The following is a 25,998-nucleotide window of genomic DNA, read 5'->3' on the forward strand; positions in this document are numbered from 1 at the left end:
CCGGCAGAGGTCCCTTCCCGGCCATCTTCAGACGTTGGCCCATCGTTGCGCAGAGCCATCCGAACGGCAGCTCCGCACCAGACAACGGACTTTCGCGCTGCGACCGCGAGCGTTGCATTGTCGGCCGTAAGCCCTCCCACGCCGTACCATTACCAACTCTCCTCCACGCTCGCGCTGATTGTCCATCCTTTGCCATTCAGAAGAGATCAGCGAGCGCCTGCGCCAACCGCTCTTCATCTTCCAGTACTCATAAACGCTGGAAATCCGCCTTGCAGCCCGACGAGTCRCTTCAACGCGCGTTTGGGTTGCGCGATCAGGAAACAGTGAGAACGGCTTTCGGCTCGAGAAAAGCCTCGAGCCCAAACGTGCCGTACTCGCGGCCAATACCAGATTGCTTGAAGCCCCCGAATGGCGCGGCCGGTTCGTGTGCCAGCGTGTTGACCAGTACTCGACCCGCTTCGATTCGCCGTGCGAGCTCGCGCGCACGCTGGTCATCCGCCGAAAACACATACGCTTGCAAGCCGTAATTGGTGTCGTTGGCTATAGCCACCGCATCTTCCGTATCGCGGTACGTGATAATCGACAGCACAGGACCGAAGATCTCTTCGCGGGCAATCGCCATGTCGTTGGCCACATCGCTGAAGACGGTCGGACGGACGAACCATCCTGCGTCGATGCCGTCTGGCCGGCCTTCGCCTCCCGCGATCAGGCGCGCGCCTGAGTCGATGCCGATCCGGATATAGCGCTGCACGCGTTCCCACTGCTTCTGGCTGACCATCGGGCCGACAGTCGTCCGCGGATCGCGCGGGTCGCCTGCCTGCGTGCGCGCAACTTCCTGCTGGACCCGCGCTTCAAATTCCGCGAGCCGCTGCTGCGGCACCAGAATACGTGTGCCTGCGATGCAAGCCTGGCCGCTATTCATGAAGCCGGCCTGAATCACGAGCGGCACCACCTCGTCGAAGTTCGCGTCGTCGAGCACGAGCACCGGCGACTTGCCGCCAAGTTCGAGCGTCACGCGCTTCAACGTCTCGGCACCCGCGCGCAGAATCGTCTTGCCGACCGCGGTCGAACCGGTGAACGAGAGCTTTGCGACATCCGGATGCGAACTGATCTGCGCGCCGACTGTTTCGCCGCGTCCCGTCACGATATTGAACAAGCCCGGCGGCAAGCCGGCGTCGTGCAACGCTTCGGTGACGACGCGCGTCTGGATCGCGCTCATCTCGCTTGGCTTGATGACGGCCGTGCAACCCGCAGCCAACGCGGCGGCGAGTTTGCCGCAGATGAATCCCGCGTTGCTGTTCCACGGTGTAATCAGACCGGCGACACCTAGTGGCTGCATCACGACCTCGGCAATACCCACGCGACGCGTGAACGCGTAGTCCTGCAGCACCTTCGCCGCTTCGAGCAGCACATCGCTGGCATGCTGCGCCATCCAGCGACCGCGCGATACGGGGGCTCCGTATTCCTCGGTGATCGCCTCGTACAGCTCGTCCTCCCTGGCGACAACGGCTTCGTGCATGCGCCTGAGCATGTCGATGCGCTCGCGCTTGCTGGTGCGGGCAAACGCGGGAAACGCGCGCTTTGCGGCGGCGATCGCATCGCGCGCGTCTTGCGCATCGGCGAGACGCACGCGGCCAATTACCTGCTCGGTCGCCGGATTGAAGAGGTTGAACAATTCGTCGCCGTGCGGTGTAACGAAGGCGCCGTCGATATAGATTTTGTCGATGATCTGCATGGCTGCTCCAAGGGAACGTTCCAGACAACTAAAGATAGACCCGATGCATTGCGCTTACTAGTCGTACAATACTGCATGTACTATTGAAAAAATCGGGACAATGAAGACATCTGGCTTGGGCGAACTGGAGGCGGTGCTGGCGGTTGCGCGTCATCGCAGCTTTCGCGCGGCCGCGACGGATCTGGGCATGTCGACGTCTGCGCTCAGTCATGCGGTGGCGGCGCTCGAAGCGCGTATCGGCGTACGGCTCTTCAATCGTACGACGCGCAGCGTGTCGTTATCGGAAGCCGGCGCGCAGTTCGTCGACAGCGTCGCGCCCGCACTTTCGACGATCCGCGTCGCGATCGAACAGGCCGGCAGCTTCCGCGACACGCCGTTGGGCACGCTGCGCATCAATGCGTCAACCGGCGCGGCCAGGCAGGTGATGCCGCTCTTCATCGAATTCCTGCAGCGCTATCCGGAGATGAAGCTTGATCTGGTCACCGAAGGGCGCCTGATCGATATAGTCGTCGAAGGCTTCGATGCTGGCATTCGGCTGACCGAAACGGTGCCGCAGGGAATGATCGCGGTGCCGTTCGGTGACAGGCAGCGCTTTGCCGTGGTCGGCTGTCCAGCCTATTTTGCGAAGCAAGACCCGCCGCGCACGCCCGCCGATCTGAACGCACACCGCTGCATCCGCTCACGCATGCCGAGCGGCGCGATATATCAGTGGGAGTTCGAGCGGCACGGCGAAACGTTGCGTATCGACGGCAAAGGCGCACTGACGCTCGACGAGCCGGGCCTGATGCTGGCGGCGGCGCGTGCCGGTCTCGGTCTTGCGTATCTGACCGAATGGAACGTCGCCGCGGATCTGGAAGCTGGCACGCTGGTTCGCGTGCTGGACGATTGGACGCCCCCGCTCGACGGCCTCTGTCTGTACTATCCGGGCCGCCGCCACGTACCGGCCGGACTGCGCGCGCTGATCGACATGATTCGCAAACATGCCGACACGCGGCGGGCGCGCCGTCAGCGCACATCCGCATAGGGGCGGCGCCCGGTGCACGGACCTCTAGTGCCGCGTTACGAGATACGGACGACCGATGCTCCCCCCAAAGCTGCCGTTTACCTGATGAGACGCCGAACGGCAAATGTGGGTCGGGCACAGCCGGCCGTATAAGGCGGCAGACGAGAAGGCGACTATCGCAAATGTCGTCGGTCTAGCATCCGGATGTCGCCTCTCCACTGCAAGGACTATCGAGCCGCGAAAAACGAGCAATCTTTAGTTGGCACGTCCGGCTATGCATCAACCGGCGGCGATAACTGCGACAGGATCGCCAGGCGGCAGACCTCCAGTATTTCATCAGCGAGCAGTGAATCGTCGGGACACGCCCGCGATAACATGATCGCCCCTATTGCATGCGCAATCGTGTCAATCCGCCTGGCACGCGTCTCACGCCGCACGTGAGCGTCTAGCGCGCCATCATCGCGGCTCAGAGTCGCTAACAAGCTTTCCAGCCCGGCCGCAAAAGCCGCCCTCATCGGCTCCGGCTGACGCGCCGCATCTCCGCAAAGCGCCGCCATCGTGCATCCATCCCCGGGGTTGTCGCGGTGCTCCCGCGACAAATATTGCTGCACAAACGCGACAGCGTCGGCGCCCTCGGCTTTCTCCGCAGACTGGGTAAAGCCGCAAGCAGCAGCCTCGGCCATCAGATCGGCCTTGGACCCGAAATGCTTGTAGAACCCGCCGTGGGTGAAGCCGGCTGCCGCCATCAGATCCGCAACGCCAATCCCGTCGTAGCCACGCTCACGAAAGAGCGTCGACGCCGTTTCGACGATGTGTGCGCGATTCGCCTGCGCTTGCGCCTTGGTGATTTTCATACCGGGAGGACTCTTCGTTCACGTCTGCAGGTGCTCACTATACATTGATGTCGATCATAATCAAAATTCTTGACGCCAATGATTTCGTTCATCATCATTAGGAATGCACATCCACTCTTCCGATCTCACACGTCCACGCAACAGGCACAACATGCCCGATAAGACACTTCTAGAACCCTATTCCCTCGGCTCCCTGACGCTGGCAAACCGCGTCGTCATGGCCCCGCTGACCCGCAACCGCGCCGGCGCTGGCCTGGTACCCAGCGACCTGGCCGCCACTTACTACGCCCAGCGCGCGTCTGCGGGCCTGCTGATCACCGAAGCCACCCAGGTTTCAGCGCAGGCCCAGGGCTACCAGGACACTCCCGGCCTGTACACGCAAGAGCAGATCGACGGCTGGCGCAAGGTCACCGACGCCGTACACGCCAAGGGTGGGCGGATCTTCGTGCAGTTGTGGCACGTCGGCCGTGTCTCGCATGTGGCCCTGCAGCCAGGGGGAGTCGCGCCGGTCGCGCCCTCGGCCATCCGCGCCGTGACCAAGACGTTCGTCAACAACGGCTTCGCGGACGTGTCCGAACCGCGCGCGCTGGCACTCAATGAATTGCCGGGAATCGTGAGCGACTTCCACCAGGCCGCGGCCAACGCGATTGCTGCTAGCTTCGACGGCGTGGAGATCCACGGTGCCAACGGCTACCTGCTGGAGCAATTCATCAAGGACGGTGCCAACCAGCGCACCGACGCCTACGGTGGCTCCGTCGAGAACCGTGCGCGCTTGCTGCTGGAAGTCGTCGCCGCCGTGGCAAGGGAAATCGGTGCCGAACGCACCGGCGTACGCATCTCGCCGGTTTCGCCGGCTAACGCTATCTCCTGCAGCGACCCGCAGCCGCAGTACGACTACATCGCCGAGCAGCTCAGCGCACTAGGCATCGTCTACCTGCATGTCGTCGAGGGCGCCACCGGCGGCCCGCGCGACGTGGCCCCCTTCGACTACGACGCGCTGCGCAGCCGCTTCAAGCAAACCTACCTGGCCAACAACGGTTATGACCTGGCACTGGCGAGCGCCCGGCTCGCCGAGGGCAAAGCGGACTTGTTTGCCTTCGGCCGCCCGTTCATCAGCAAYCCMGATCTSGTCGAGCGCCTSAAGMGCGGCGCRSCRCTSGCGGCRCTGAACCCGGCCACGCTSTAYGGCGGYGGCGCCGAWGGCTACACCGACTACCCCACGCTGGCCGAAGCCAGCGCCGAGTAAGTACCACAACACAGACCTCATCCCGCGCCATTGCGGCCCGGAAATCCGCCTGATCTCCAGAGAAAACACACATGACCAGCAATGCCACCGTCCTTATCACCGGCGCTTCCAGCGGCATCGGCGCCACCTACGCCGAGCGCTTCGCGCGGCGTGGCCACCACCTCGTGCTGGTCGCGCGCGACAAGTCGCGGCTGGACGCGCTCGCCGCGCATCTGCGCAAGGAAACCAATGTCGCCGTCGACGTACTCCAGGCCGACCTGACTCAGGCGGCCGATTTGGCCACCGTCGAGTCGCGTTTGCGCGCAGATACCAGCATCGGCATCCTGATCAACAATGCCGGCATCGCCCAATCGGGCGGCTTCGTCGAGCAGACCGCCGACAGCATCGAACGCCTGATCACGCTCAACACCACCGCCCTGACGCGGCTGGCCGCAGCGATCGCCCCGCGCCTGGCGCAAGCCGGCGAAGGCGCGATCGTCAACATCGGCTCGGTCGTTGGCCTGGCGCCGGAGTTCGGCATGTCGGTCTACGGTGCGACCAAGGCTTTCGTACTGTTCCTGTCGCAGGGCCTGAGCCTGGAGCTCTCGCCCAGGGGCGTCTACGTGCAGGCGGTGCTGCCTGCGGCGACACGCACCGAGATCTGGGCGCGCGCCGGCATTGACCTCAACACGCTGCCCGAGGTGATGGAAGTGGGCGAGCTGGTCGACGCAGCGCTGGTTGGATTCGACCGGCGCGAGTTGATCACTATCCCGCCGCTGCACGAAGCTGCACGCTGGGACGCGCTGGATGGCGCACGCCAGGGGCTGCTCTCAGACATTCGGCAGGCGCTCGCCGCAGAGCGCTATCGGGCGACTTCCTGAGCCCGGAAGCTTCTGCGGGAACTTGAGCATCGTGACTAGCCGTCATGCCCTGCGACATCGACACTACATCCCCGCGCCGAACAGGACCCAGGGAGTTAACAATGACCCGTTCCGAAGTGCGTACCGAATCGGGCGCGTCTTACGTCCATGCGCCGAACCGCTCCATCGACGTCGCTGGAACTGCCTTCGCCTATCGCGAAATTGGCCCAGGCGGCGGAGTACCTCTGATCCTGCTCAACCATTGGGGTGCGGTCCTGGACAACTTCGACCCGAGGATCATCGATGGCCTTTCCGGCCGGCATCGCGTCGTCGCCATCGACTATCGGGGAATCGGCGCGTCTGGCGGTACAGCACCCGTGACGGTCGAGGAGATGGCGCTTGACATCATCGCCGTGATCCGCGCGCTGGGCTTTGCACAAGTCGACCTGCTCGGCTTCTCGCTAGGCGGCTTCGTGGCACAGGACGTAGTGATGAAAGCGCCCGACCTGGTGCGCAAGCTCATCCTCACCGGCACGGGGCCGGCCGGAGGCTGGGGTATCGATCAGGTGGGAGTAGTCTCCTGGCCGTTGATACTCAAGGGACTGCTCACGCTACGCGATCCCAAGTACTACCTGTTTTTCACCTCGACGGCCAATGGCCGACGCGCCGCGGGCGCCTTCCTGAAGCGGCTGAAGGAACGCAAGTCCAATCGCGTCAAAGGCCCCACGCCCAGCGCCTTCCTGCGCCAGCTCCGGGCGATCAAGGCATGGGGCCGGCGCGCGCCCCAGGACCTGAGCCGCGTCCGTGCGCCGGTCCTGATCGCCAACGGTGACAACGACATCATGGTGCCCACCGCACTCAGCCACGATATGGCCCGCCGGATTCCAGATGCGCAGTTGATCCTCTATGAGGACGCCGGGCATGGCGGCATTTTCCAGTACCACACCGACTTTGTGTCGAATGCCTTGGCATTCCTCGCTGAATGACGCAATGGCACTTCCATCTCCCTGCAACAGACCGGACCGCGTCCAGGAGAGTCCTGCCATGTCCATCGCGAAACTCGAACCCTAATTCAGAGCACGGGTCCGGGCGGAATGAGCGCAATCGCAATTCCGCCAACACTAGCGCTCAGAAGAAAGAACCTAAACCCATGAAAGCCTTCATCATCAATCGTTACGGCAAGCAAGAGAGCGGCCGGATCGCCGAAATGCCGGAGCCCGAACTGCGTCACGATGACGTCCTGATCCAGATCCACGCGGCGGGTGTCAATGCGCTGGACTCGAAGATCAGGAGCGGCGAATTCAAGCGGGTCCTTCCCTATCGATTGCCCCTAATCCTTGGCAACGACGTGGCCGGCACGGTCGTGCGGGTCGGCCCCCTTGTGAGCCGTTTCAAGCCGGGCGACGAGGTTTATGCCCGTCCCGATCAGGACCGCATCGGCACCTTTGCCGAATTCATCGCGGTCAAAGAGGCAGCGCTGGCACGCAAGCCTGCGAACCTGTCCATGGAGGAAGCCGCTTCCATCCCCCTGGTCGCGTTGACCGCCTGGCAAGTGCTAGTCGAAGTTGCCAAGCTGAAGCAGGGGCAGAAGGTGCTGATCCATGCGGGCTCTGGCGGCGTGGGCACCATCGCCATCCAGTTGGCCAAGCATTTGGGTGCCTTCGTTGCCACGACCACGAGCACGGGCAATGTCGAGTGGGTCAAGGCGCTGGGCGCAGATATCGTCATCGACTACAAGAAGCAGGACTTCGCAACCGAGCTGCGCGACTACGATGTGGTGCTGAACAGCCTCGGAAGCGACGAGCTGGAAAAATCGCTGCAGGTGCTTAAGCCAGGCGGACACCTCATATCCATTTCCGGTCCGCCCACACCCGAGTTCGGGGTCGAGCAGGGATTGGCCTGGCCGCTGAAGCTGGTGCTGCGCCTGCTGAGCCACGGCATCAGGAAGAAGGCCAAGCAGCGTGGCGTCACCTACGCGTTCGTATTCATGCGCGCCGAAGGAAACCAACTGCGCGAGATCACCTCGCTGATCGAGTCGGGATCCATCCGCCCCATTGTGGATCGCGTGTTCCCTCTCGACGCAGCGGCAAATGCTCTGACTTACGTCGATCTAGGACGCGCCAAGGGCAAGGTCATCGTCAAGGTGAAATAGACACGAGCAGACCGAGCTTGGACATTTCGCCTGGCACTATGCGTTTCGACACTTCCGCCATCGCAGCCCTGCTTTCGCCCCCTCAAGATCGCCATGAGAGCGGACTAGCTCCCTCTCGATCATCACAGGCAGTAACTGGCAGCGCCGCTCCAGTTGCGCGGGCCTGGTAGAAGGCTTGTGTCTTGGAAAAACTGGAACAGCAATTCCTCCTCTCACTCCTTGCGCAGCCGGCAACTTCCTCCCGTGGTTGCCCTTGCCTTGTACGTGCCTGCCAATCGGTCGCTTCCCCGGCCAGGAAGGGGCATTGACAGCGCCTGCTTGCAGGCTGGAAGCTGATACCCGTTCGTCCGAGAAGTCGTTGTCAAGCAAGCCCGCGCGACTTGCCTCCATTAATACCCATTCCATGGCCCCCGAATTAGGTGGTCGTCTTGCCCGACTTTGACGAGGTCACGTCGTGCGCGATCTGTGAGAGTCGCTTTTCGCCAAACAGTTGAAGCAACGCATTTTCTGCTGAACGCAAGGCCTCATTGATGTGCCGATTTACCGCCGCCTCTACCGGGCAATTGCGATTGTCGTCAGCCGGGCCGATCGCGAACAATGCGGTGTGCGCGATGGCCACGTAAACGTCTCTCACCGTAAGAGCGTCGAGGTCACATGCGAGTGCCCAACCTCCGCCTGGACCGCCTGTCGACCTTGCATATCCAGCTTCGCGTAGCGCAGCCATTGTGCGGCGAACAACGACGGGGTTTGTATGCAGCATCTGCGCGATCGTCTCCGAAGTGGTCGCGCCGCCGCGAAGATGCATGTGGATGAGTACGTGCAGAAGTCGAGCCAGCCGGGTATCACGTTGCATAACTTTGAGAATGTGGAAATGAGTAACTTTAGATGTTACGATATGTCGAGATTCTTGTGTACAACTGTCTCTTCGAGCAAGCATGAGTGCATACCGTCAAACCTATATTGAAACCAACGGCATCCGCCTGCACGTCGCTGAACAGGGCGATGGTCCGTTAGTGTTGCTTTGTCACGGCTTTCCCGAGACCTCGCATGCCTGGCGGCACCAGCTGGCTGCACTTGCGCGCGCCGGCTTCCGCGCAGTCGCCCCAGATTTGCGTGGCTACGGATCAAGCGAATGTCCAGCGGCGATCGGACAGTACACAACCTTAGACGTTGTCGCTGACCTGGTCGCGCTTGTTGATGTGCTCGGAGAACCCGACGCTGTCGTCGTGGGAAATGATTGGGGCGCAACCATTGCCTGGCAGGCTGCGATGCTTCGGCCCGACCGCTTTCGCGCGGTCGCTGCGCTCGGGGTGCCAATGATGGGCCGCGCGCCGATGGCGCCGAGTCGGCTTTTTCCGCAGACCGACCAGGCGTGGTTCTACACACATTACTTTTCCCAACCAGGGTTGGCCGAAACAGAACTTGAGCATGACGTTGCGGCCACACTGCGCAAGATCTATTTCTCTGCATCGGGCGATGTAGGTGTCCGCGACGCGAATACACCTAATCCCTTTGGACTTCTGTTACGGAGTCGCGGGCTCCTTGACTCTCTGAATGATCCGTCCTCGTTGCCCGCGTGGCTCGCCCCCGCCGACCTTGACAAATTTGTTCAGGCATTCAGCGTTTCTGGCTTTCGCGGCGGATTGAACTACTATCGCAACCTCGACCGCAACTGGGAAGTGCAAGCCGTTTTCGAGGGTCTGCGCGTCGAGGTCCCAGCGCTTTACCTTGTCGGCGAGCGCGACACAGGTCTGGCAATTCCAGGCATGCACGAGGTCATCGGCGCCATGCCCCAGCTCGTGCCAAACCTACGCGTCTCCCAAGTGATTCCGCGAGCAGGGCACTGGCTACAACAAGAGGCACCGGATTTAGTCAACTCCGCATTGATTGAGTTTCTTCGCGATCTTTGAGTTTGCCCCGGCGTGATCCGACGGTTCAACTGCGGATAGCGGACATTCCGCGCTCAAGGAGGAATGTCGGAGACGGGTCGAACTCGGCCCCATTCCTGCACATGGGAGAGTCGAGACGGCCCGGGTGACCGTAACCGTATAGTTCAAGGGATCGGTCCGACGGCTGAATGCGGCCGATGGCGTTGAGACACTCCGTAGACCCGGCTCCCGGCGAGATTTCAGGAGGGGGCGAACCCCGAACCGACAATCGTTCAACACAGGCCGATCTGAGCGGTTGGCAACCGGCAGGCCCAGTCTGCTCAGTGGGTAGATTGGGTTCTCAACACGATCGGCCAGGAGCGGACCTTGACATTGACAATCCGCAAGGCGTCCGCCACTATCCGGGGATGCCCCACATACGCCAGATGAACATGATGTGCTTCTCCATGACCGCCTTCGGCGGGCCATGAAGTCGTACGCATCCAGGATTCAGCGTGTGACTCGAAGCCCCGCCAACAATGACGGGGCTTTTTTGGTTCTCCGTCACTGATGGCCATGAACGGAGAATGGAAATGCTGGAGATTCGACGAGCCAGGCGAAGCGATGCCCAGGCGGCATTCGATATTCGCCGCCTGGCGATACAAGATCAATGCGGCACCGCCTATTCCCCGGAGCAGGTCCAGGCGTGGACGGCCGTACCGCTCACGGAGTGGTATAGAGACCTGGTGGAAAATCACTTTCATCTGGTCTGCATCCAGGGGGATCCCGTCGCCACAGGCATGCTTGACCTTGAAAAGAGAGAGTTGGGGGCAATCTTTGTCCACCCCGACTTCATGCAACGCGGCGTAGGTATGAAGATGGTGACCCATCTCGAATGCCTGGCGCGCCAGGCCGAGTTAACTGAGATCAATCTCGAGGCCACGCTGAACGCCGCCGCCTTTTACCGGCGATGTGGTTTCATCGGTGATACGCCGTCGATCTACCAATCCCCCTCGGGACTTCGGCTGGCCTGCATGCCCATGGTGAAGAAGCTTGCGTTGGCCCCTTCCGCGCCACGCCTACCATGCGTCTGCGATTGACGGATGATGACAAGCATCAGGATGCTCGTACATTACGCATCGAGCTTTCAAAGTATGCAGCGCATTCGCCATCCTATTGCCAGCACCTAAGGGGCGCGAATTCAGCCAATACAGACAGGATTTTTCCACCATCGGTGCCTATTCACTGAGTTCGCGCCAGGCTTCCAGAAGTTGCTTTGCTTGCGGAGATTCTCCAATCACCCAGGGATCGAGAGCGAAGGCAACCAGTTGTTGGCCACCCGCTTGCCGCGCAATGGCTAGTTGCCGCTGCAGCCGCAGCAGGCCGGCGGAGACGGCTTTGAAGCTGGTGGCGTCCTGGGAAGGCAGTTCCTGGAACAGTTCCACGATGAGGTCGAACGATGTCTCGCGGGTGCGCAGCAGCGCGAGCAACGGCGCTAGCGCCTGGTAGTTGTCCAGGCCGTTGACCCCGACGCCGTCCTGGATCATCGGGCGAATCACCACCTGGTCGAGTATGACGGCCCATAGCTCCTCCAGTGTGCCGGAAGAGGGCAAGCGGCTGTAGTAGGTGGAAATGGCCGGCTGCGGGGTGCGGCCTGCCGATGTGGCGGAGGCGATGGATTGGAGCCAGGGCACCAACAGGGCTTGCCGCTGCGGCGTGCCCCAGTTGTGCTGCTCCAGTTCGTAGGGAATGTACCAGCCGCTGAAATTGCTCCGCCTCGGCCATTTGGCCTGCTCGGCATAGGCCACGCTGCGTGCGCGAGTCTGGGCGAGAAAGCGTGGCAGCGTGGCGGCGTCGGGCGCGCCCAGTGCTTGCCACCAGCGTTCATCGTAGGGCAGTCCGAGCCGGATGCCCAGGCCGAGCTGGCCGCTATCGTCGAACAGGAAGTCCAGCAGCGCCTCGGGGATTTCCCAGGGCTGCTCGCCATCCATCGCGGCCCACTGGATCACGATCTCGCCGCAGCCCAGGGCGCGCACGGTCTTCAGGCGCTGGTGCCATTCCGCCTGCCCGAGTTCGAGGTGGCTGCGCCATACCTGCAAGAAGGTCGAAGCAAACACCGGCCGGCCGGTGCAGGCTGTGAGAGGGAGCAGGGGGAGCAGCGGCAACGCAGTTGCCGCGCGCAACAGGCGGCGGCGCCCTGGGGTGGAAAATGGATGGCGAGGGTCGAGGATAGGCTGGCTCATAAAGTCATGGGGCTTGCGCTGCTCAGATCGCGCGGGCGATTAGCTCGCGCATGATCTCGCTGGTGCCGCCGTAGATGCGCATGGCACGGGCGTCGACCCATGCGCGACCCATGCTGTATTCGGCCATATAACCATAGCCGCCATACATCTGCAGCAGGTCGTCGAGTATGCGGCCTTGCAGTTCGGTGGCGTTGAGCTTGGCGATGGCGGCGGTGACAGGGTCGAGGCGGTCCTGCAACTGCAGCGTTAGGCAATGGTCTAGGAACACGCGCAGCATGGCCAACTGCGCACGGCCATCGGCCAGCTTGAAGCGGGTGTTTTGGTAGTCGATCACGCGCCGGCCGAAGGCCTTGCGCTGGCGTGTGTAGGCGATCGCCTCTTCCAGCATGCCTTCCAGTGAGGCGCAGGCCCGCAATGCAATAGCCAGGCGTTCCGGCGCCAGTTGCTGGGCCAGCAGGTCAAAGCCGCTGTTTTCCGCGCCCAGCAGACGATCGGCGCCGACCGGTACATCGTCGAAGAACAACTCACAGGTGTCTTGCGCGTGCTGGCCGATTTTGGCCAGGGGCGGTCCCTTGCGCAAGCCCGGCATGCCGTCGTCCAGACAGAACAGGGAGAGGCCGCGCGCGCCCAGCTCCGGTTTGGTGCTAGCGGCCACGATCACCAGTCCGGCGTTGACGCCGTTGGTGATAAACGTTTTTTGCCCGCTCAGCACGTAGCCGCCGTTGCCGTCGGGGCGGGCGCGGGTGCGGATCGCCTTGAGGTCGCTGCCGGCATCGGGCTCGGTCATGGCGATGGCGCCGATGCACTCGCCGCGCGCCATGGCGGGGAGCCATCGCATCTGCTGGGCTGGGGTGCCGTAGCGGTGCAGATAGGGGGCGACCATGTCCGAGTGGATGGAGAAGCCGATGCCGAGGTAGTTGGCGCGCGCCAGTTCCTCGATCACCACGGTGGCATGGCCGAAGTCGCCGCCGGCGCCGAAGGGCTCGGGCAGGGCGCAGTTGAGCAGGCCGGCGCTGCCCGCGCGTTGCCACAGGTGTTTCGGCGTGATTCCCTGGCGCTCCCATCCGGCATAGCACGGGGTGATTTCCTGGGCGATAAAGCGCTGTACCTGCTCGCGGAATTGTTCGTGGTCGTCTCGGAAGACTGGGCGCATGGGTGGCTTATTTGCTGTAAGGGTCGGTGCGGCTGACCTGGCCGCGCAGTACGGGCCTGGCCGCGCTGCCGGTCAGGAACAGGCTGTAGTGGTCGCCCGGCTGCAGTGCAGGCAGTGCCAGTTCGGGCGCGCGCGCGCTGCCGCACGCGGCATTGACGATTGCGCTGACCGGGTTGATGGCGCGATGGACGGCGCTGTGGGGCCGCACGGCCTGGAAGATCGATGTGCCGGACGGTGCCAGCGCCAACTGGGCGCCCTCGCAGTCGCGGATGGCGTTGTAGAAGCGCAGTTCCGCTTTGAGCGCATCCGGGCCGCCGCTGCCGTCGTCCAGCGGGACCACCGACAGCTTGCCGCCGGTGCGCGCCAGCAGCAGCGTGGTGAAGGTGTCTGGCTGCACCTGCAGAGTGGCGGCCTCTTTGCCGTCGACGCGCACGGTGAAGGGCTGGCCGCCCTTGACCACGGCATAGGTGGTGGCGGCGGGGCCATTGCCGCCGATGGCCTGGGCCTGGCCCCGGGCTACCACCACGGTAGCCGTGGCGGCGTCCGGGTTGAGCACCCGGACGTAGGCGGATCCCTGCGGCGGACGCGCCGCATAGAGCTGGGCCAGCGCGCCTTCGGTGGCGGGCGGCGCGGCGCAGACGGTTGCCGCAGCCATGCTGGCCAGCGTGGCGGCAAGGGTTGTTCGCAAGGCGTGGAACTTGGGCATGGCTATTCCTTCGCACCGCTCAGGCGCGCCTGCAGGTACTGGCGCTCCAGCTGCTTGCGATCGACCTTGTCGGTGCTGGTGGTGGGGAAGCGGGCGCAGGCGACCAGTTCGGAAGGGATCATGTACGGCGGCAGGCTCCGCCCCAGCGCTTGTTTCCAGTCGGCCAGCGCCGCCGGCGGCGGTGGCTCGGCGGCTTGGCTTGCGGGGCTGTCTTCCAGTTCGAGGAAACCGATCATGCGGACGATCGCGCCGTCCGCGCGCCGCAATGCGACCGCCGCGCCCGCGCGTACGCCGGCCAGGCTGGCTAGCGCGGCATCCACTTCGGCCAGTTCGATGCGGTAGCCGTGCAGCTTGATCTGGTCGTCGGCGCGTCCCCGGAAATGCACCAGCCCGGCGGCGTCGATATGCGCGAGATCGCCGCTGCGGTACGCGCGCTTGCCCTGGTGAAGAAACAGGCGGGTCTGGTTGAGGTCGGGCCGGTTCAGGTAGCCGCGCATCACGTGGTCGCCGGCGATGCACAGCTCGCCCTGGTCGAGGAACAGTGCCGCGTAGGGCTTGGCCCGGCCGATCGGGAACGGATTGGGGGCTTGCTGGCGCAGCGCGGCGTCGATTTCGACCCAGGTGGTGGAGCAGGTTGCCTCCGTGGGGCCATAGGAGTTGACGATGCGCGCGGCCGGGAAGCGTTCCCACAGCGCCTCGGCCAGCGTCGGCGATAGCGATTCGGCGCCAAAAAGGAAAATCTTAAGTTCGGGCAGGGTGGCCGCGTTGAAGGCGGGGTTGAGCAACTGCTGGCGCACGAATGACGGCGTCGACGCCCACATCGTGACGTGGTGGCGCGCCAGGTAGGCGGCGAAGGCGTCGCGCTCGGCGGTCAGCTCGCGCGGGCACAGCACGCAGGTGCCACCCAGGCCCAGCGCGCCAACTACGTTGAACAGCGAGAAGTCGAAGCTGAACAGCATCTGGTCCATGAACACTGGCGCGGCGTCCAGCCGCAGGCAGTCGCGGATCCAGCCGGCGAACAGGCCCAGGCTCTCGCGGCCGATCTGCACGCCCTTGGGGTCGCCGGTGCTGCCCGAGGTGAATATGATGTAGGCCACGCCGCGCTCCTTCAGGACCGTGGCGGCGGTGCCGGGGCGGAAGACGTCGTTGTCCGCCTCGTACACCAGCGGCGCCCCGACGATCTCGATGATGCGGCGCACGCGCCCGGCCGGGTTGATGCGGTCCACCGGCACGAAGGGCACGCCAAGCGTCAGGCAGCCGAGCATGGCCACCAGGAAGGCGGCCTCCTTGTGGCCGACGATCACCAGCGGCACGTCGGGGCGGGCGCCGGCCGCGCGGGCGGCGGCTGCCCAGGCCCCGGTACGGGCGCGCAGCGTGTTCCAGCTCAGGCCGTCCTGCATATCCACCACGGCCAGGGCGCCGCCCGCCGAGTCGGGATCGGCGAAGCGGAAATTGTCAAAGTCAAAGCGCATGGGGAACTCCGGATGGCGCGTCCGAACGGGGCTCAGGCATGGCCCTGGGCGGTGATGAAGGCGGCCAGCGTGCGCACTGATTCGAGATGGACGTCGATCTCGGTGGGCGGGATCTTGCAGCCGAACTCGCGTTCGACCGCCAGGGCCAGGTCCACCGCGCTGAGCGAGTCGACCAGGCCGGACTCGATCAGCAGGGTGTCAGGATCGACCCGGGTGAGGATCACGCTTTCGATGATCTTGACGAGCTTGTTTTCGACTGCCGCCTGGTTGTCGGTGAATTGCGTGTGCATTGGATAGTCTCCCTGCGCCTGCGGCGCTCAGCATTGGATTCAGAATTGGAAATAGAGAAAGCGCGCTTCCTGGTGCAGGTTGGCCAGGCACAGGAAGAGCAGGACCAGCATGACCGCGGCCCAGCCCGGCGTGGGCCGCCAGCGCAGCACGGACCAGCTGCTTTGCTGCGCGCGCGCCAGCGCCGGCGACCAGCGGCCCAGGATCTGGTGGGCGTTGGGCGCCAGCCAGACAATGGCCAGCATCGCCAGCAGGTAGAGCAGCTGCAGGTGGCGCCCGGCCAGCATGCGCCAGGCGTCGCCCGGGGTGAGCGTGGCATCCGGCCACGGCAGCGCGGCGATGGCTTCGAAGCCGCGCAGGCCGGCCAGGCCTTCCAGCAGGGCCAGGGCGTCGTGCATGCCGCTGGCGCGGAAGAACACCTGCGCCACCAGCACGGCGGCAAAGGTCAGCAGCACGCAGGCCACGCGCGTTGCGGCCCGCGTCTGCCGCGCGGCGGCGGGCTTGCGGCCGGCCACGAAGATGCGCCAGGCGTGGTTGACCGACAGGTAGCCCGCATGCAGCAGGCCAAATACCAGGTACTGCAGGCCGGCGCCGTGCCAGATGCCGGCCAGGCCCATGGTGAAGGCGGTCGGCAGCACGATCATGGCGGCGAAGCCGTCGGCGGTGGCCACCCCGGCCGCGCCGACTGGCAGGCCCCGAGCGGTGCGCCTGCGCGATACCGCCATGGCCACCGGGTAGTACAGGTAGGCGGTCAGGTAGCGCGTCAGCGTGATGTGCCAGCGCGCCCAGAAATCGATGATGCTCGATGCCTTGTAGGGCGAGTTGAAGTTGAGCGGGAAGCGGATGCCGAACATCTTGGCCAGGCCGAGCGCCATGTCCGAGTAGCCGGAAAAATCGAAGTAAAGCTGCAGCGCATACGACAGGCTGGCACCCCAGGCGGCCCAGAACCGCAGGCTGGCCGGATCGGCGAAGCCCGCGTCGGCATAGGGCGCAATGGCATCGGCCAGCAGCACCTTCTTGGCCAGCCCGATGACGAACAGCATGCCGCCGACCGACAGGTTCTCTGCCTTGAAACGGTAGTTCTCCCGTTGCGCGAACTGCGGCATCATCTCCTTGTGGTGCAGGATGGGCCCGGCGATCAGGTGCGGGAAGAAGGTCACGAACAGCACGTAGCTCAGCGGGCTGCGTTCGCTCACGATGCCGGCGCGGCAGTCCAGCAGGTAGCCGATCTGGGTGAAGGTGAAGAACGAGATGCCGAGCGGCAGGATCACGGACCCCGCCGGGCTGGCGCCGCTCAGGCCAAGCTCATGCAGGAAGCCCAGCAGCGCGGTGAAATACTTGTAGTGAAGCAGCAGGCCGAGATCCGCCGCCACGCCGAGCGCCGTCGCCAGCGTCTGCAGCACGGTGCGTCCCTTGAAATACAGGATCAGCTGGCTCCCCCCGTAATTGAAGGCGATCGACACGGCCAGCAACGCCACGAACTGCGGGTTCCACCAGCCGTAGAAGACGAACGAGGTCAGGCACAGCCATGCGGCGGCCGCGCGCAGGGACCGGGCGCCCAGCAGGTAATGCACCAGCAGCGCGACGGGCAGGAACAGCAGCAGGAAGAGCAGGGAGTTGAAGAGCATGGTGGTTGGCTATGGCTTGTCCCTTACCGCGATGGCAGGGTGGCCAGGGTTGTTTTCTCTTCCTCGGTCAGCGGCAGGGACAACGCCATCTCCGAGAATTCCCAGATCACCAGCCGCAGGCTGGCAGGCCATTGCGCGCGTTGCCGGAGCGCGGCCTGGAGCGCGCCGGAGAACTGCCCGCCGTCCAGGCTCAGGTTCCAGACCTGGCGGCCCAGCCGCATGCCCAGGCGCTCGGCGAAGTGGCTGCGCCGGCCGTTGGAGCTGCCGGCCAGCAACACCTCGGGTGGCGCCACCTCATCGAGCAGGCCGCCCGCGGTCTCCGGCTTGATGGTTTGCTCCCGCACCAGGTCGGGCAGCGGGCGCCAGCGGTCGGGGGCGTGTCCCAGGCCGGCCAGCACCAGCAAGTCGCCCACGCGCACGGTGGCGCCGGCGGCGTTGCCTACGGCGTAGCGTTGCTGGCCTGGCTGCCCCAGGAAGTGCAGGGCTGCCGCTGCCACCGCTTCGGCGCTGGTGGTGGCGCCGTGGTTGTTCATATGCACGTCGGTGCGGAAATAGCCAGGCGTGCGGGTGTCCAGCGCAGCGCGCAGGTCCACATACGGCACCTGGCTGGCGGCAAGGCTGGCGTGCCAGTCGTCCAGGCGCTCGCGCATCGCCTGCGATGCCTGCAAGCCGCACAGGCGTGCCGCCTCGATGCGCGATTTGTCGGGCACGGCCACGACCAGCACCCGCACCCCGGCCGCGCGCAACTCGCCAACCCAATGCCGCATCAACCGCAGGCGCTCGGCAAAGGCTTGCGCGTGGCCGGGCGGCGGTTGCAGGCCGTCGCGATAGAACAGCCAGCCCGGGCATCCCTGCACGACCTGCTCGCCAAGGTTGCCCAGCAACCGGTAGCGCAGCGCGGCCAGCCCTGTCTCCACTTGCGCTTGCGCCGGCAAGCTCAGGGTTTGCCTGAGCACCTGGCCCGCCGAGCCGTCCAGCCAGGCTGGCTGAGTCAGCCCGGCGAGCCGGGGGCGGGCCTGCCACAGCGAGTGAATGCCCCAGGCCAGCCCCGCCGCCAGCAAGGTGGCGCACACGGCCGCGCCCAGGCGGTGGGATGGCTCGGTATCGTGCTTGATGGTCATGCCTTTAGCGCCCCACGGCGGCCTGGAGCCGCTTGCGCCAGGTATCGGCGCTCATCAGCGAGGCGTTGTCCCACAGGCCRCGCGCGTCCGGCCCCTGCGAGWAGGMSGGYTCGAACAGYTGCCAGACCAGCACCTGCGGCGGTTGCTGGCGGAAGGCGGGGGATTCCAGGTACTCCAGCAGCATGACCCACGGCCCCACGTTGCCGGGTTTCCAGTTGACCGAGACCGGGCGGTCCAACGTGTTCGAGAGCATCTGCGGATAGCCGAAATAGGGCTGGACCATGCTGTGGCCGGTCACATGCACCGGCGCCGCGGCGTCGTCCAGCAGGGCCTGGTTGTCGGCGGTCTTGCGTATCGTGAACGTTTCGCGCCCGACCGCCTTCTTGCGCTCGGGCGTCAGGAACAGTTCAGACAGATCGCCGTAGCGCCGCTCGTTGGACAAGGCGCCCAGCGCCATGCCGCTGCCGGGCTGGCCGGCGAGCTTCGGCACCTGCTGCGCGACCATCTCGGCGGTGGCCCGGGCGGTGGCGTCGGCGGCGGCCTGCGTCCAGTGCTGGTCGGTGCGGTAATAGACGTCGCGCCCTTCGTTCCTGAGCTTGAGCAGCACGGCTTCATCGTCGAAGCTGGGCACGCCCGCCTTGCGCAGTCTGCCGAGCACGGTCTGGTAGCGCGCGGCGACGTCGGCGCTCATGGATTTGCCGTCCGGCAGCTTGTCCTGGTAGAAACGCGCCTTGTCGGGCACCAGCAGCACCACCAGCCGGATATCGCGCGCCATCAGCGCGCTGCGCGCCTCGGTCACCAGCGCCGCGGACGCATCGATGCCGGCCGTATCGACGTGTGTCAGGCTGCCCCAGCCCGGGAACAGCCAGTTGTCCTTGCCTTCGATGATGATGGACGAACTGTCGGCGCAGGCCATGGCCGACCAGGCAAGAGCGGCGCCGGCCAGGCCGCGGCCCAGCCAGGTGCGGACGCGCCGGGGTGGGCGCAGCGGTGTTTCGCAAGACGGGTGCATGGGTATCATTTCTTTGGGAGCGATGGCGGGGAGCGCCGCAATCGGCGTTTCAGTAAGAGAAGGTCAGGTTCATGAACAGCCCCTTGGCGCGATTGGCGTGTCCGGCGAGCCCCGCGCGGTATTGCACGCCCCAGTCCAGGTAGGAGCGCGGCGCGTTGTATCGGTCTTGCCGGAACCAGTAGCGCAGGTTGAAGCCGGGGCCGGCGCCAATCGACCAGGTGGCGCCGTTGCCTTGCAGGCTGGTGCTGCCCGACACCGTGCCCAGCGTGCCGGAGGCGCGGCTCTTCTGCCACAGCCAGTCGGCGCCCAGCACCACGTAAGGAAACAGGATCAGCCGCTCGTCGATGGCGTCGAGGCGGAAGCTGCGGCCGGCCCGGATCTCACCGGCGGCGAAGGCCTGGTCGCGGCGCAGGCGGCCCGAGCCGCTGGCGGTCTCGGCGCCGGTGCTGTTGTCGCGCAGCGAGTAGCGCGCGGCGATATCCTGCAAGCTGTAGCCACCCTGCACATAGCCTTCAACGGTGAACCAGCTCGGCACATCCAGCCGCAGCCCGCTGCCTTCGTAGATGCCGTAGGTGACATAGGTGAGCCATCCGCCGGAGCCGGCATCGGCCTCATAACGGGCGCTCTGGTTTTGCCGGTTGAGCGCGCAGCGCTGGCTGGCGTCGGCCGGGATCAGCATGCCGCTGCGGGTGGCGGTGCCGAGCAGGAACTGGCGCTCCAGCCCAAAGGTGAGGCCAACCTCATGCGACGGCGTGAAGCGCAGCCCCAGCGCGCCCACGGTGGTGGGCACGCCGGCGATGCCGCGGCTGCGCGACTCGCCCAGGTCCGTGTGGGCCGCCGCCGCGCCGCCGCAGGGGTCCGAAAGGCGTTGCGCGTGCGTCTTGCCGCCATTGTCGTAGATCGTGCTCGACAAGCGCCCGTAGAGTTCGAAGGTCCGGTTCGAGGTRTTGAGGAAGGTKGGCGGGCGCCAGAATATCTCCGCGGTGCCGAAGGCCGCATCGCCCGGCGTGGAAATGGCGGCGCCGCCAAAATCCGCCGCCGCCGGCCGGGCGCCGCGGTAAGCCGCGGATACATAGCCTCCCCACTCGCGCGAGAATCCCGCGATCGCGCCGCGCGTGTTGTAGCGCTGCTCCTCGTCCAGGGCGAGCGCGCCCGCATCGGCCTGGTCGATGGCCTGCATCAGCGTTTGCGTGGCGCCGCGCTTGTCGCCCGCGCCGGCGCGCGCATAGCCCTCGTCGAGGATGGCGAGCGGTGGCACCTTGCCGGTCGCGCGGGCGGCCTGGATGTCGCGCAAGGCTTGTTCCGGCATGCCCAGCCGCTGATTGACATAGGCGCGCCGCATCAGCAGGCCGGCATCGCCGGCTTGCCGCTCCAGCGCGGTATTCAGCCGCGTGGCGGCCTCGCGGGCCTGCAAGCGGTTGCCGGCCGCCAGCGCGGTGGTCAGCAGCGCCTGGCTCTGCTCGCCCGGGTCGTGCTCGACGGCCTTGCGCGCTTGCGCGATCGCTTCCTGGTAGTCGTGCCGGCCATAGGCGGCATAGGCCAGCGCGGCAGGGCTGCCGCCGGAGGCGTCCGCCGGCAGCAGTTCGCACGCCGTGCCATAGGGCGTGTCGCGGCAGTGCTGTACCGGGGGAGGAAAGCTGGCGAGCGTCAGCGCGGCCTTGGGCGCCCGCGCGCGGCCGGCTTCGTCCAGGCGCCTGCGCACGGCCTTGTCCTTGCCGTCCAGCGCGGCCAGCAGCGCCTGCACGCGCTGGCCGTTGCCGGCGGCCAGCGCCGCGTCGGCGGCGATCAGGCGCACATTGTGCCGCTGCTCGTCGTCCAGCCAGTCCTGCCCGAGCGCGCTGTCGAAGTCGGCTTCCGCCTGGGCGGTCTTGCCCTGGCGCTGCCGCAGGTAGGCTCGCATCAGCAGGGCCACGGTATCTTCGCTGTCTTGCCGCAGCGCTTCGCCGGCCGCGCTTTCTGCTTCGGCGAGCTGTTCGTCCAGCATCAGCGCGGTGACAAGCAGCAGGCGGTGGCTGGCCGTGTCGGGCGCCAGCGCGACCGCCTGCCGGGCCGGTGCGATGGCGTCGGCCGCACGATTGGCGATCAGCGCCTGGTAGCCAGGCTGGGCGGAGGGTACCGACATCTGGCGCAGCAGGCCTTGGCGGCGCGCGATCAGGTCGGACCGGTTGGGCGCGCCGGCGGCCAGCGCGCGTTCGATGGCCCGCAGGGCACCCTTGTCGTCGCCTTGCGCGGCCAGGGCGTCCTGCCACAGCAGCGCCCACGCGCCTTGGCTCGGGTCGGCGGCGAATGCTCTCTGCGCGGCGGCGGCGGCGGTTTTGTAGTCGCCGTCGTTGTAGGCGGCGTAGGCTTGCGTGGCAAACGGAAAGCCCGTGCGAAAGGCCTGCGTGGCCGGGGCCGCGCCGCCCTGGGCGCCGGCGCGCAGCGCGGCGTGCGCCTCGCGCAGGGCGGGGCTGTCGGCCCCGGCAGCGCTGGCGGCCGCCACGGCGCGTTCGGCTTGCGCCAGCTTGCCCTGCTTTTGCAGCGAGTAGATCAGCAGCAGGTGCAGCTGCGCCACGTCCGGCCGCAGCCGGATGGCGGCTTGTGCCCTGGCCTGGGCCTTTGCGTAGCTGCCCTTGTCATAGGCTTTGTAGCCTTCGTCGGCCAGTTGCCAGGCTTTGCCCCTGAGCGGCGCGTCGCTGGCGGCCGGCTCGGCGAACGCGGGGGCCGCCGGCAGCAGGGCGGCGCCGCTCAGCGACGAGAGCAGGACAATCAAACGGGTGCGCGCCCTCATGCGGCGGCTCCGTGCGGTGCGGCGGTGGAGGGGGCCATGTTCTGCTGGAAGGCAATCGCTTCGAGCAGGGTGACCTCGTCCAGCCAGCCTTGCTCCAGCAGGATCTTGCCGAGCGGCCGGTGCGCGGTGGCCTGCAGGTCGAGGGCGCGGGCCAGCTTGGTCTCGTCGATGGCGTGCCACGACAGCAGCAGTTCGCCAAGCCGGCGCCGCTGCTGCGTCAATTGATCGGACGAAGGGAAGTCATGCATGGTCTTGTCCCACACCAGCCGCTGGCCAAAGAACATGTGGCCGAGAAAGAGCCGCCACGCGCGCGCAGCGGCCATGGCGTTGATAAAGTTGCCGATCATCATGCGCGGCACCGACAGCAGGCCATGCTCCCAGCCGTACATGCTGCCAACGAAGTAGATCCGTTGCAGCGTGCGCAGCGCCAGTGCGATGGTGTTGAGCCACATCAGCGTGCCCAGCCAGCTCCCGGGCCGGAACAGCGGGGGATAGTGGACGGTCCACCAGCCCATGGCATCGGCGAGGTAAAACAGCAGGAAGTTGGCCAGCAGCAGATAGGCCAGGATCGAGATAAAGGAGGTCACGAGGCCCTTGCGGTCGCGGTACAACAGGTATTTGGTGGTCAGAGAGCCGGACCAGCCGACTTGCTGCCAGCCTTGCAGGCCGATGCCCAGCAGCCAGCGCGCCTTTTGCCGGTAGGCGGTGCGGAAGGTGTCGGGGAAATACTCGCGCACGCCCAGCGGCATGGAGATGGTTCCGATCTTTTCCTTGCCCAGGCCGAACCACGACACCCGGCGCGTGGCGTACTCCACCTTGAATTTGCCGAAAATCTGCTTCATGCCGCGCCGCGACAGGCGCGCCCCGATGTCGTAGTCCTCGGTCAGGCTGTCGGTGTTGAAGGGCTGGTTGTTGGTCTGCGCCGACAGCTCCACCAGCGCGCGGCGCGAGAAGCAGGTGCCGACGCCGGCCGAGGGCACCATCTTCGACAGGCTTTCGCGCACCACCATATCCTTGGTGTGCCACTCGGCGAACTCGTCCATATAGGTGCCGGCCACCAGTTCGTACCAGCTGCGTTCGAGCGAGGCGACCGGCAACTGGATGAAGTCGATGCGCGGCAACAGGTAGTTGTAGTACTTCAGTTCGAGCGGGTGGAGCACGTCTTCGCTGTCGTGCAGGATCATGCCGGCGAAGGGCACGGGCATGTCCCGTTCATGCATCAGGATGGCCTGCACGATCCAGTTCAGGCAGTCCGCCTTGCAGGTGGGGCCGTTGTGCGGCACCTCCACGCGCACCAGCTGCCGGTAGCGGCGGCGCATGCGCTCCACCTCGTCGATGGTGCGCGCATCGTTGCAGTAGGTGCCGACAAAGATCATGTAGTTCTGGTATTCCAGCGTGGAAACCATGTTTTCCAGCATCGGCGCGATGACGTCGAACTCCAGCCAGGCCGGCACCATGATGGCGAGCGGCTGTTCCTCGCACGCGCGCAGCTGCCCGGTGGAGAGCGGCTTGTGGCGGCGCCGCACGACCAGGCCGCGGTAGGCCTCGCGCAGCCAGTACCAGAGATCGATGAACAGGTCGTCGATGCTGGACAGCAGGATCAGCGTGGCCACCACGGCGGTGACGATCTCGAGGCCGCGGTAATAGTCGGCGACGAGGTAGGGCCAATACATGGAGGACAGGAACGACATGGGTGGCTTACTTCTTTGTCCGGCGCGCGCGGTTGGCGAGATAGGCGAAGAACAACAGGGCTGCCAGGCAGGAACCAAAGCCGAGGATCAGCAGGTGGCTGGCGGCCATGCGGCGCAGTTTCTGGAGGATCCCGGGCGTTTCGGAGGGATCGCTGTCCGGGCTGGCGCTGTCGAGCCAGGCGCGCGGGCCGTCGGCGCCGACCACCATGACGTTGCCCCTGTTGAACACGAAGGGCTGTCCCGGGCTGCCTCCAGGCGCGCCCATGGCCTGCCAGAGGATGCCGTCGCGGCCACCGCCGCCGATCACTTCGGCGGCGCCGAGGCCGGCCACGCCGGCGACGTCCAGCCACTGTATTTCACGGCCATTGATCTGGAGGTGGCCCTGGGCTGGCACGCGTACCTTGGGCTCTATGCCTTGCAGCTTGACGTCCATGGCCAGGAAGGGACGGGTGGGCCGGGCGGCCTGGTCCTTGCCGGCCAGCACCAGTTCCGCGCCATAGGGCGACAAGCCGCTGGCGGCTGCCAGACGCACCACCTGGGCCAGCCGGGCGCCGGCGTCCAGCAGATAGCTGTCCGGCACGATCAGCTGCGGCCGGCCTGCCATCAGCGGCAGCAGGCTGACGAAGGAGCCGTCCGTCCTGGCGGCGCCCGAGCGCAGGTGGCTGCTCGGCAGCACGGTGACCGGGTAGCCCTGCGGGGTTTCGTTGCAGTCGACCGATACCGGCTGACGCTGGAACGAAACGCGCAGCACGTTGCGCACGTTCAGGGCATAGCCCGGCACCTGGGCCAGCAAGCGATTGCGGCGGCCGTTGGCCTCGATCTGGCGAGCCGCCAGCAGCACGTCGTTCCAGAATACCGAGACCACAGGCGGACTGCCTGAGGCACCCGGCGCGGCGGCGACATCGACCACCACCTCGCTGGGCGCGCGGCCGTCGCTAGCCGCCGCGCTGAGCGGGAAGCTGGCGGTCCAGTCGGCGCGCGCGATCACATCGAGGGCGCTGTCAGCGTTGCTCAGGCTGCTCAGCGACGTGGCCGAGTGCTCGCCCTGGTCGGGCTGCATGGCGGCGCGTACCGCGACCTTGCGCGAGTCCAGCGTGCGGCGCCACAAGCCGCTCAGGATGCCGGCGGCTTCGGCACCTGCATCCGGGGCGATGGCGATGACAGGGTGGCCGCCCAGCATGGTCAGCTGGATCTGTTTGGCGGACAGCGGTGTTCCGGCCACCGGCGCGCGGCTGGCGCGCCAGGCGGCGAAGGCCCGCGCCGCATCCACGTCGTCCTGCAGTTGCGCCGCCAGCGCATCCAGCGCGGTCTTCAGCCTGGCTTGCAGGGCGGTGTCCACCACCGCCAGGTCCGCGGTGACGGCAGGCGCGCCCAGCACCAGCAGCGCGCCGAGTTCCGCCTCGCTGCCGACGCGGTGCTGTGCGCTGGCATCCAGCGCCGCGAAAGCCGGTACCTGCCGCAGTCCCGCCGGTACGTTCAGTTCACGCGTGTCGATGATATCGCCTGGCGCGGGGAAGGCGCGCATGGTGGCGCGCTTGCCGCCGTTCTCCAGCGCCACACCGATCCGCCACGCGGCGTCGAAGGCGGCGCGGTCGAGCCGGTTGGCGGCGAACAGGATGGCGGCGTTGGCCGGCAGCGAAACCCAGGCGTCCTCCAGGGTGGGCAGGGCCGCGGCGTCATAGCGATAGCTCAGGCGGGTGGAGGGCGCGATCGTCAGTGAGTTGCCCAGCGGGCGGTCGATCTCGCACAGCCGTTGCGCGGTATTGGACGACCAGATCACGCCTAGCCGGACGAAGCCGCTCGCGCGCGCGCGCCGCTCGACGGCCAGCGCGCGGGCGGCTTCCCCCTCGCCGTTTTCAAAGCGGCGCGCGAAGGCGGGGCGGCCGTCGATGGAAAGCAGCAGGTTGGTGCGGCCGTCCTCTGTCTTTATATAGTGCGAGTCGAACGCGATCGAGGCGTCCGCTAGCGGTACGTTGCGCGGTACCGGCAGATAGAACTCGTGACGCGAATCGCTATGGTTCATGATCACCGGCGCGGTGAACCCGAGATCGGCGAGCGTCACGGTACGGCTCAACCAGGTGTCGGCCTCCAGCGCGCGGATGGCGTCTCCGGGCACCCCGGCAAACGCCGTCAGCGGCAGCGCCAGGGCGGCGTAGATCAGGCCGCGCCGGAAGCGGGCAGGGTAAGGCAGGTGGCAAAGACGCAGGACCATGGCGC

At 65.9% G+C, this 25,998-nt stretch carries 21 protein-coding genes; 7 read left to right on the top strand and 14 right to left on the bottom strand.

All coding sequences use genetic code 11. From position 1 onward, the window contains the following. Positions 1-313: 313 nt before the first annotated feature. Entirely contained in the window at positions 314-1,735 is a 1,422-nt protein-coding gene (locus AC1DQR_RS05710) for an aldehyde dehydrogenase family protein (protein WP_477132677.1), read from the bottom strand. A gap of 100 nt (positions 1,736-1,835) precedes the next feature. Here AC1DQR_RS05710 and AC1DQR_RS05715 point away from each other — a divergent pair, with 100 nt between their 5' ends. Beyond that, complete coding sequence (locus tag AC1DQR_RS05715) at positions 1,836-2,759, top strand: LysR family transcriptional regulator (protein WP_416048376.1); 924 nt, start codon at positions 1,836-1,838, stop codon at positions 2,757-2,759. Between the two features lie 251 nt (positions 2,760-3,010). Here the strand turns inward: AC1DQR_RS05715 and AC1DQR_RS05720 are convergent, their stop codons facing one another. Further along, complete coding sequence (locus tag AC1DQR_RS05720) at positions 3,011-3,592, bottom strand: TetR/AcrR family transcriptional regulator (protein WP_416048377.1); 582 nt, start codon at positions 3,590-3,592, stop codon at positions 3,011-3,013. Between the two features lie 151 nt (positions 3,593-3,743). On the opposite strand from AC1DQR_RS05720, the gene AC1DQR_RS05725 reads away from it, so the two are divergent. From AC1DQR_RS05725 to AC1DQR_RS05740, 4 genes are all read left to right on the top strand, one after another. Further along, positions 3,744-4,838 (top strand): alkene reductase, encoded by a 1,095-nt coding sequence (locus AC1DQR_RS05725; protein WP_477132678.1) that lies wholly within the window; start codon positions 3,744-3,746, stop codon positions 4,836-4,838. A gap of 71 nt (positions 4,839-4,909) precedes the next feature. After that, on the top strand, positions 4,910-5,698 hold the full coding sequence (locus tag AC1DQR_RS05730) for an SDR family NAD(P)-dependent oxidoreductase (RefSeq protein WP_416048379.1): 789 nt from the start codon (positions 4,910-4,912) through the stop codon (positions 5,696-5,698). Between the two features lie 101 nt (positions 5,699-5,799). After that, positions 5,800-6,663: an alpha/beta fold hydrolase gene (locus tag AC1DQR_RS05735; RefSeq protein ID WP_416048380.1), complete on the top strand. Its 864-nt coding sequence runs from the start codon at positions 5,800-5,802 to the stop codon at positions 6,661-6,663. 164 nt (positions 6,664-6,827) lie between these two features. Next, a complete protein-coding gene (locus AC1DQR_RS05740; RefSeq protein ID WP_477132679.1) occupies positions 6,828-7,829 on the top strand; it encodes an NADP-dependent oxidoreductase in 1,002 nt (333 codons plus the stop codon). A 415-nt stretch (positions 7,830-8,244) separates the two neighbouring features. Here AC1DQR_RS05740 and AC1DQR_RS05745 read toward each other — a convergent pair whose 3' ends face one another. Then, positions 8,245-8,682 (bottom strand): Rrf2 family transcriptional regulator, encoded by a 438-nt coding sequence (locus AC1DQR_RS05745; RefSeq protein WP_416048382.1) that lies wholly within the window; start codon positions 8,680-8,682, stop codon positions 8,245-8,247. Positions 8,683-8,764: 82 nt separating this feature from the next. Here AC1DQR_RS05745 and AC1DQR_RS05750 point away from each other — a divergent pair, with 82 nt between their 5' ends. Both AC1DQR_RS05750 and AC1DQR_RS05755 read left to right on the top strand, forming a co-directional pair. Beyond that, positions 8,765-9,739 (top strand): alpha/beta fold hydrolase, encoded by a 975-nt coding sequence (locus tag AC1DQR_RS05750; RefSeq protein ID WP_416048383.1) that lies wholly within the window; start codon positions 8,765-8,767, stop codon positions 9,737-9,739. A gap of 551 nt (positions 9,740-10,290) precedes the next feature. After that, positions 10,291-10,797, top strand: coding sequence for a GNAT family N-acetyltransferase (locus tag AC1DQR_RS05755; RefSeq protein WP_477132680.1), 507 nt, complete (start codon positions 10,291-10,293; stop codon positions 10,795-10,797). A gap of 138 nt (positions 10,798-10,935) precedes the next feature. Here the strand turns inward: AC1DQR_RS05755 and AC1DQR_RS05760 are convergent, their stop codons facing one another. The 11 genes from AC1DQR_RS05760 to AC1DQR_RS05810 form a co-directional block, all read right to left on the bottom strand. Next, on the bottom strand, positions 10,936-11,862 hold the full coding sequence (locus AC1DQR_RS05760; protein ID WP_416048385.1) for a DUF4434 domain-containing protein: 927 nt from the start codon (positions 11,860-11,862) through the stop codon (positions 10,936-10,938). A 100-nt stretch (positions 11,863-11,962) separates the two neighbouring features. Continuing rightward, on the bottom strand, positions 11,963-13,093 hold the full coding sequence (locus AC1DQR_RS05765) for an acyl-CoA dehydrogenase family protein (protein WP_416048386.1): 1,131 nt from the start codon (positions 13,091-13,093) through the stop codon (positions 11,963-11,965). Positions 13,094-13,100: 7 nt separating this feature from the next. Continuing rightward, positions 13,101-13,799 (bottom strand): alginate O-acetyltransferase AlgF, encoded by a 699-nt coding sequence (locus AC1DQR_RS05770; protein ID WP_477132681.1) that lies wholly within the window; start codon positions 13,797-13,799, stop codon positions 13,101-13,103. Positions 13,800-13,801: 2 nt separating this feature from the next. Continuing rightward, on the bottom strand, positions 13,802-15,271 hold the full coding sequence (locus tag AC1DQR_RS05775; RefSeq protein WP_477132682.1) for an AMP-binding protein: 1,470 nt from the start codon (positions 15,269-15,271) through the stop codon (positions 13,802-13,804). Between the two features lie 32 nt (positions 15,272-15,303). Beyond that, positions 15,304-15,561 (bottom strand): acyl carrier protein, encoded by a 258-nt coding sequence (locus tag AC1DQR_RS05780; protein WP_253932094.1) that lies wholly within the window; start codon positions 15,559-15,561, stop codon positions 15,304-15,306. Between the two features lie 39 nt (positions 15,562-15,600). After that, on the bottom strand, positions 15,601-17,187 hold the full coding sequence (locus AC1DQR_RS05785) for an MBOAT family O-acyltransferase (RefSeq protein WP_416048389.1): 1,587 nt from the start codon (positions 17,185-17,187) through the stop codon (positions 15,601-15,603). A 23-nt stretch (positions 17,188-17,210) separates the two neighbouring features. Next, positions 17,211-18,308: an alginate O-acetyltransferase AlgX-related protein gene (locus AC1DQR_RS05790; RefSeq protein ID WP_416048390.1), complete on the bottom strand. Its 1,098-nt coding sequence runs from the start codon at positions 18,306-18,308 to the stop codon at positions 17,211-17,213. Positions 18,309-18,312: 4 nt separating this feature from the next. Then, positions 18,313-19,320 (bottom strand): alginate O-acetyltransferase AlgX-related protein, encoded by a 1,008-nt coding sequence (locus tag AC1DQR_RS05795; RefSeq protein ID WP_477132683.1) that lies wholly within the window; start codon positions 19,318-19,320, stop codon positions 18,313-18,315. 49 nt (positions 19,321-19,369) lie between these two features. Further along, positions 19,370-22,090, bottom strand: a complete 2,721-nt coding sequence (locus tag AC1DQR_RS05800; protein WP_477132684.1) for an NfrA family protein — start codon at positions 22,088-22,090, stop codon at positions 19,370-19,372. Beyond that, positions 22,087-23,781 carry a glycosyl transferase family protein gene (locus AC1DQR_RS05805; RefSeq protein WP_477132685.1) on the bottom strand — a complete coding sequence of 565 codons (1,695 nt, stop codon included), beginning with the start codon at positions 23,779-23,781 and terminating at the stop codon, positions 22,087-22,089. The genes AC1DQR_RS05800 and AC1DQR_RS05805 overlap by 4 nt, the downstream gene beginning before the upstream one ends. Before the next feature lie 7 nt (positions 23,782-23,788). Beyond that, on the bottom strand, positions 23,789-25,993 hold the full coding sequence (locus AC1DQR_RS05810) for a hypothetical protein (RefSeq protein WP_477132686.1): 2,205 nt from the start codon (positions 25,991-25,993) through the stop codon (positions 23,789-23,791). Positions 25,994-25,998: the final 5 nt, after the last annotated feature.

Source organism: Cupriavidus sp. 05L411 (assembly GCF_056398045.1).

Excerpts from the sequence above, each read along its gene's own strand:
- AC1DQR_RS05710 (WP_477132677.1), bottom strand. The coding sequence starts at position 1,735 with ATGCAGATCATCGACAAAATCTATATCGACGGCGCCTTCGTTACACCG.
- AC1DQR_RS05715 (WP_416048376.1), top strand. The coding sequence starts at position 1,836 with ATGAAGACATCTGGCTTGGGCGAACTGGAGGCGGTGCTGGCGGTTGCG.
- AC1DQR_RS05720 (WP_416048377.1), bottom strand. The coding sequence starts at position 3,592 with ATGAAAATCACCAAGGCGCAAGCGCAGGCGAATCGCGCACACATCGTC.
- AC1DQR_RS05730 (WP_416048379.1), top strand. The coding sequence starts at position 4,910 with ATGACCAGCAATGCCACCGTCCTTATCACCGGCGCTTCCAGCGGCATC.
- AC1DQR_RS05735 (WP_416048380.1), top strand. The coding sequence starts at position 5,800 with ATGACCCGTTCCGAAGTGCGTACCGAATCGGGCGCGTCTTACGTCCAT.
- AC1DQR_RS05740 (WP_477132679.1), top strand. The coding sequence starts at position 6,828 with ATGAAAGCCTTCATCATCAATCGTTACGGCAAGCAAGAGAGCGGCCGG.
- AC1DQR_RS05745 (WP_416048382.1), bottom strand. The coding sequence starts at position 8,682 with ATGCAACGTGATACCCGGCTGGCTCGACTTCTGCACGTACTCATCCAC.
- AC1DQR_RS05750 (WP_416048383.1), top strand. The coding sequence starts at position 8,765 with ATGAGTGCATACCGTCAAACCTATATTGAAACCAACGGCATCCGCCTG.
- AC1DQR_RS05755 (WP_477132680.1), top strand. The coding sequence starts at position 10,291 with ATGCTGGAGATTCGACGAGCCAGGCGAAGCGATGCCCAGGCGGCATTC.
- AC1DQR_RS05765 (WP_416048386.1), bottom strand. The coding sequence starts at position 13,093 with ATGCGCCCAGTCTTCCGAGACGACCACGAACAATTCCGCGAGCAGGTA.
- AC1DQR_RS05770 (WP_477132681.1), bottom strand. The coding sequence starts at position 13,799 with ATGCCCAAGTTCCACGCCTTGCGAACAACCCTTGCCGCCACGCTGGCC.
- AC1DQR_RS05775 (WP_477132682.1), bottom strand. The coding sequence starts at position 15,271 with ATGCGCTTTGACTTTGACAATTTCCGCTTCGCCGATCCCGACTCGGCG.
- AC1DQR_RS05780 (WP_253932094.1), bottom strand. The coding sequence starts at position 15,561 with ATGCACACGCAATTCACCGACAACCAGGCGGCAGTCGAAAACAAGCTC.
- AC1DQR_RS05785 (WP_416048389.1), bottom strand. The coding sequence starts at position 17,187 with ATGCTCTTCAACTCCCTGCTCTTCCTGCTGCTGTTCCTGCCCGTCGCG.
- AC1DQR_RS05790 (WP_416048390.1), bottom strand. The coding sequence starts at position 18,308 with ATGACCATCAAGCACGATACCGAGCCATCCCACCGCCTGGGCGCGGCC.
- AC1DQR_RS05805 (WP_477132685.1), bottom strand. The coding sequence starts at position 23,781 with ATGTCGTTCCTGTCCTCCATGTATTGGCCCTACCTCGTCGCCGACTAT.
- AC1DQR_RS05810 (WP_477132686.1), bottom strand. The coding sequence starts at position 25,993 with ATGGTCCTGCGTCTTTGCCACCTGCCTTACCCTGCCCGCTTCCGGCGC.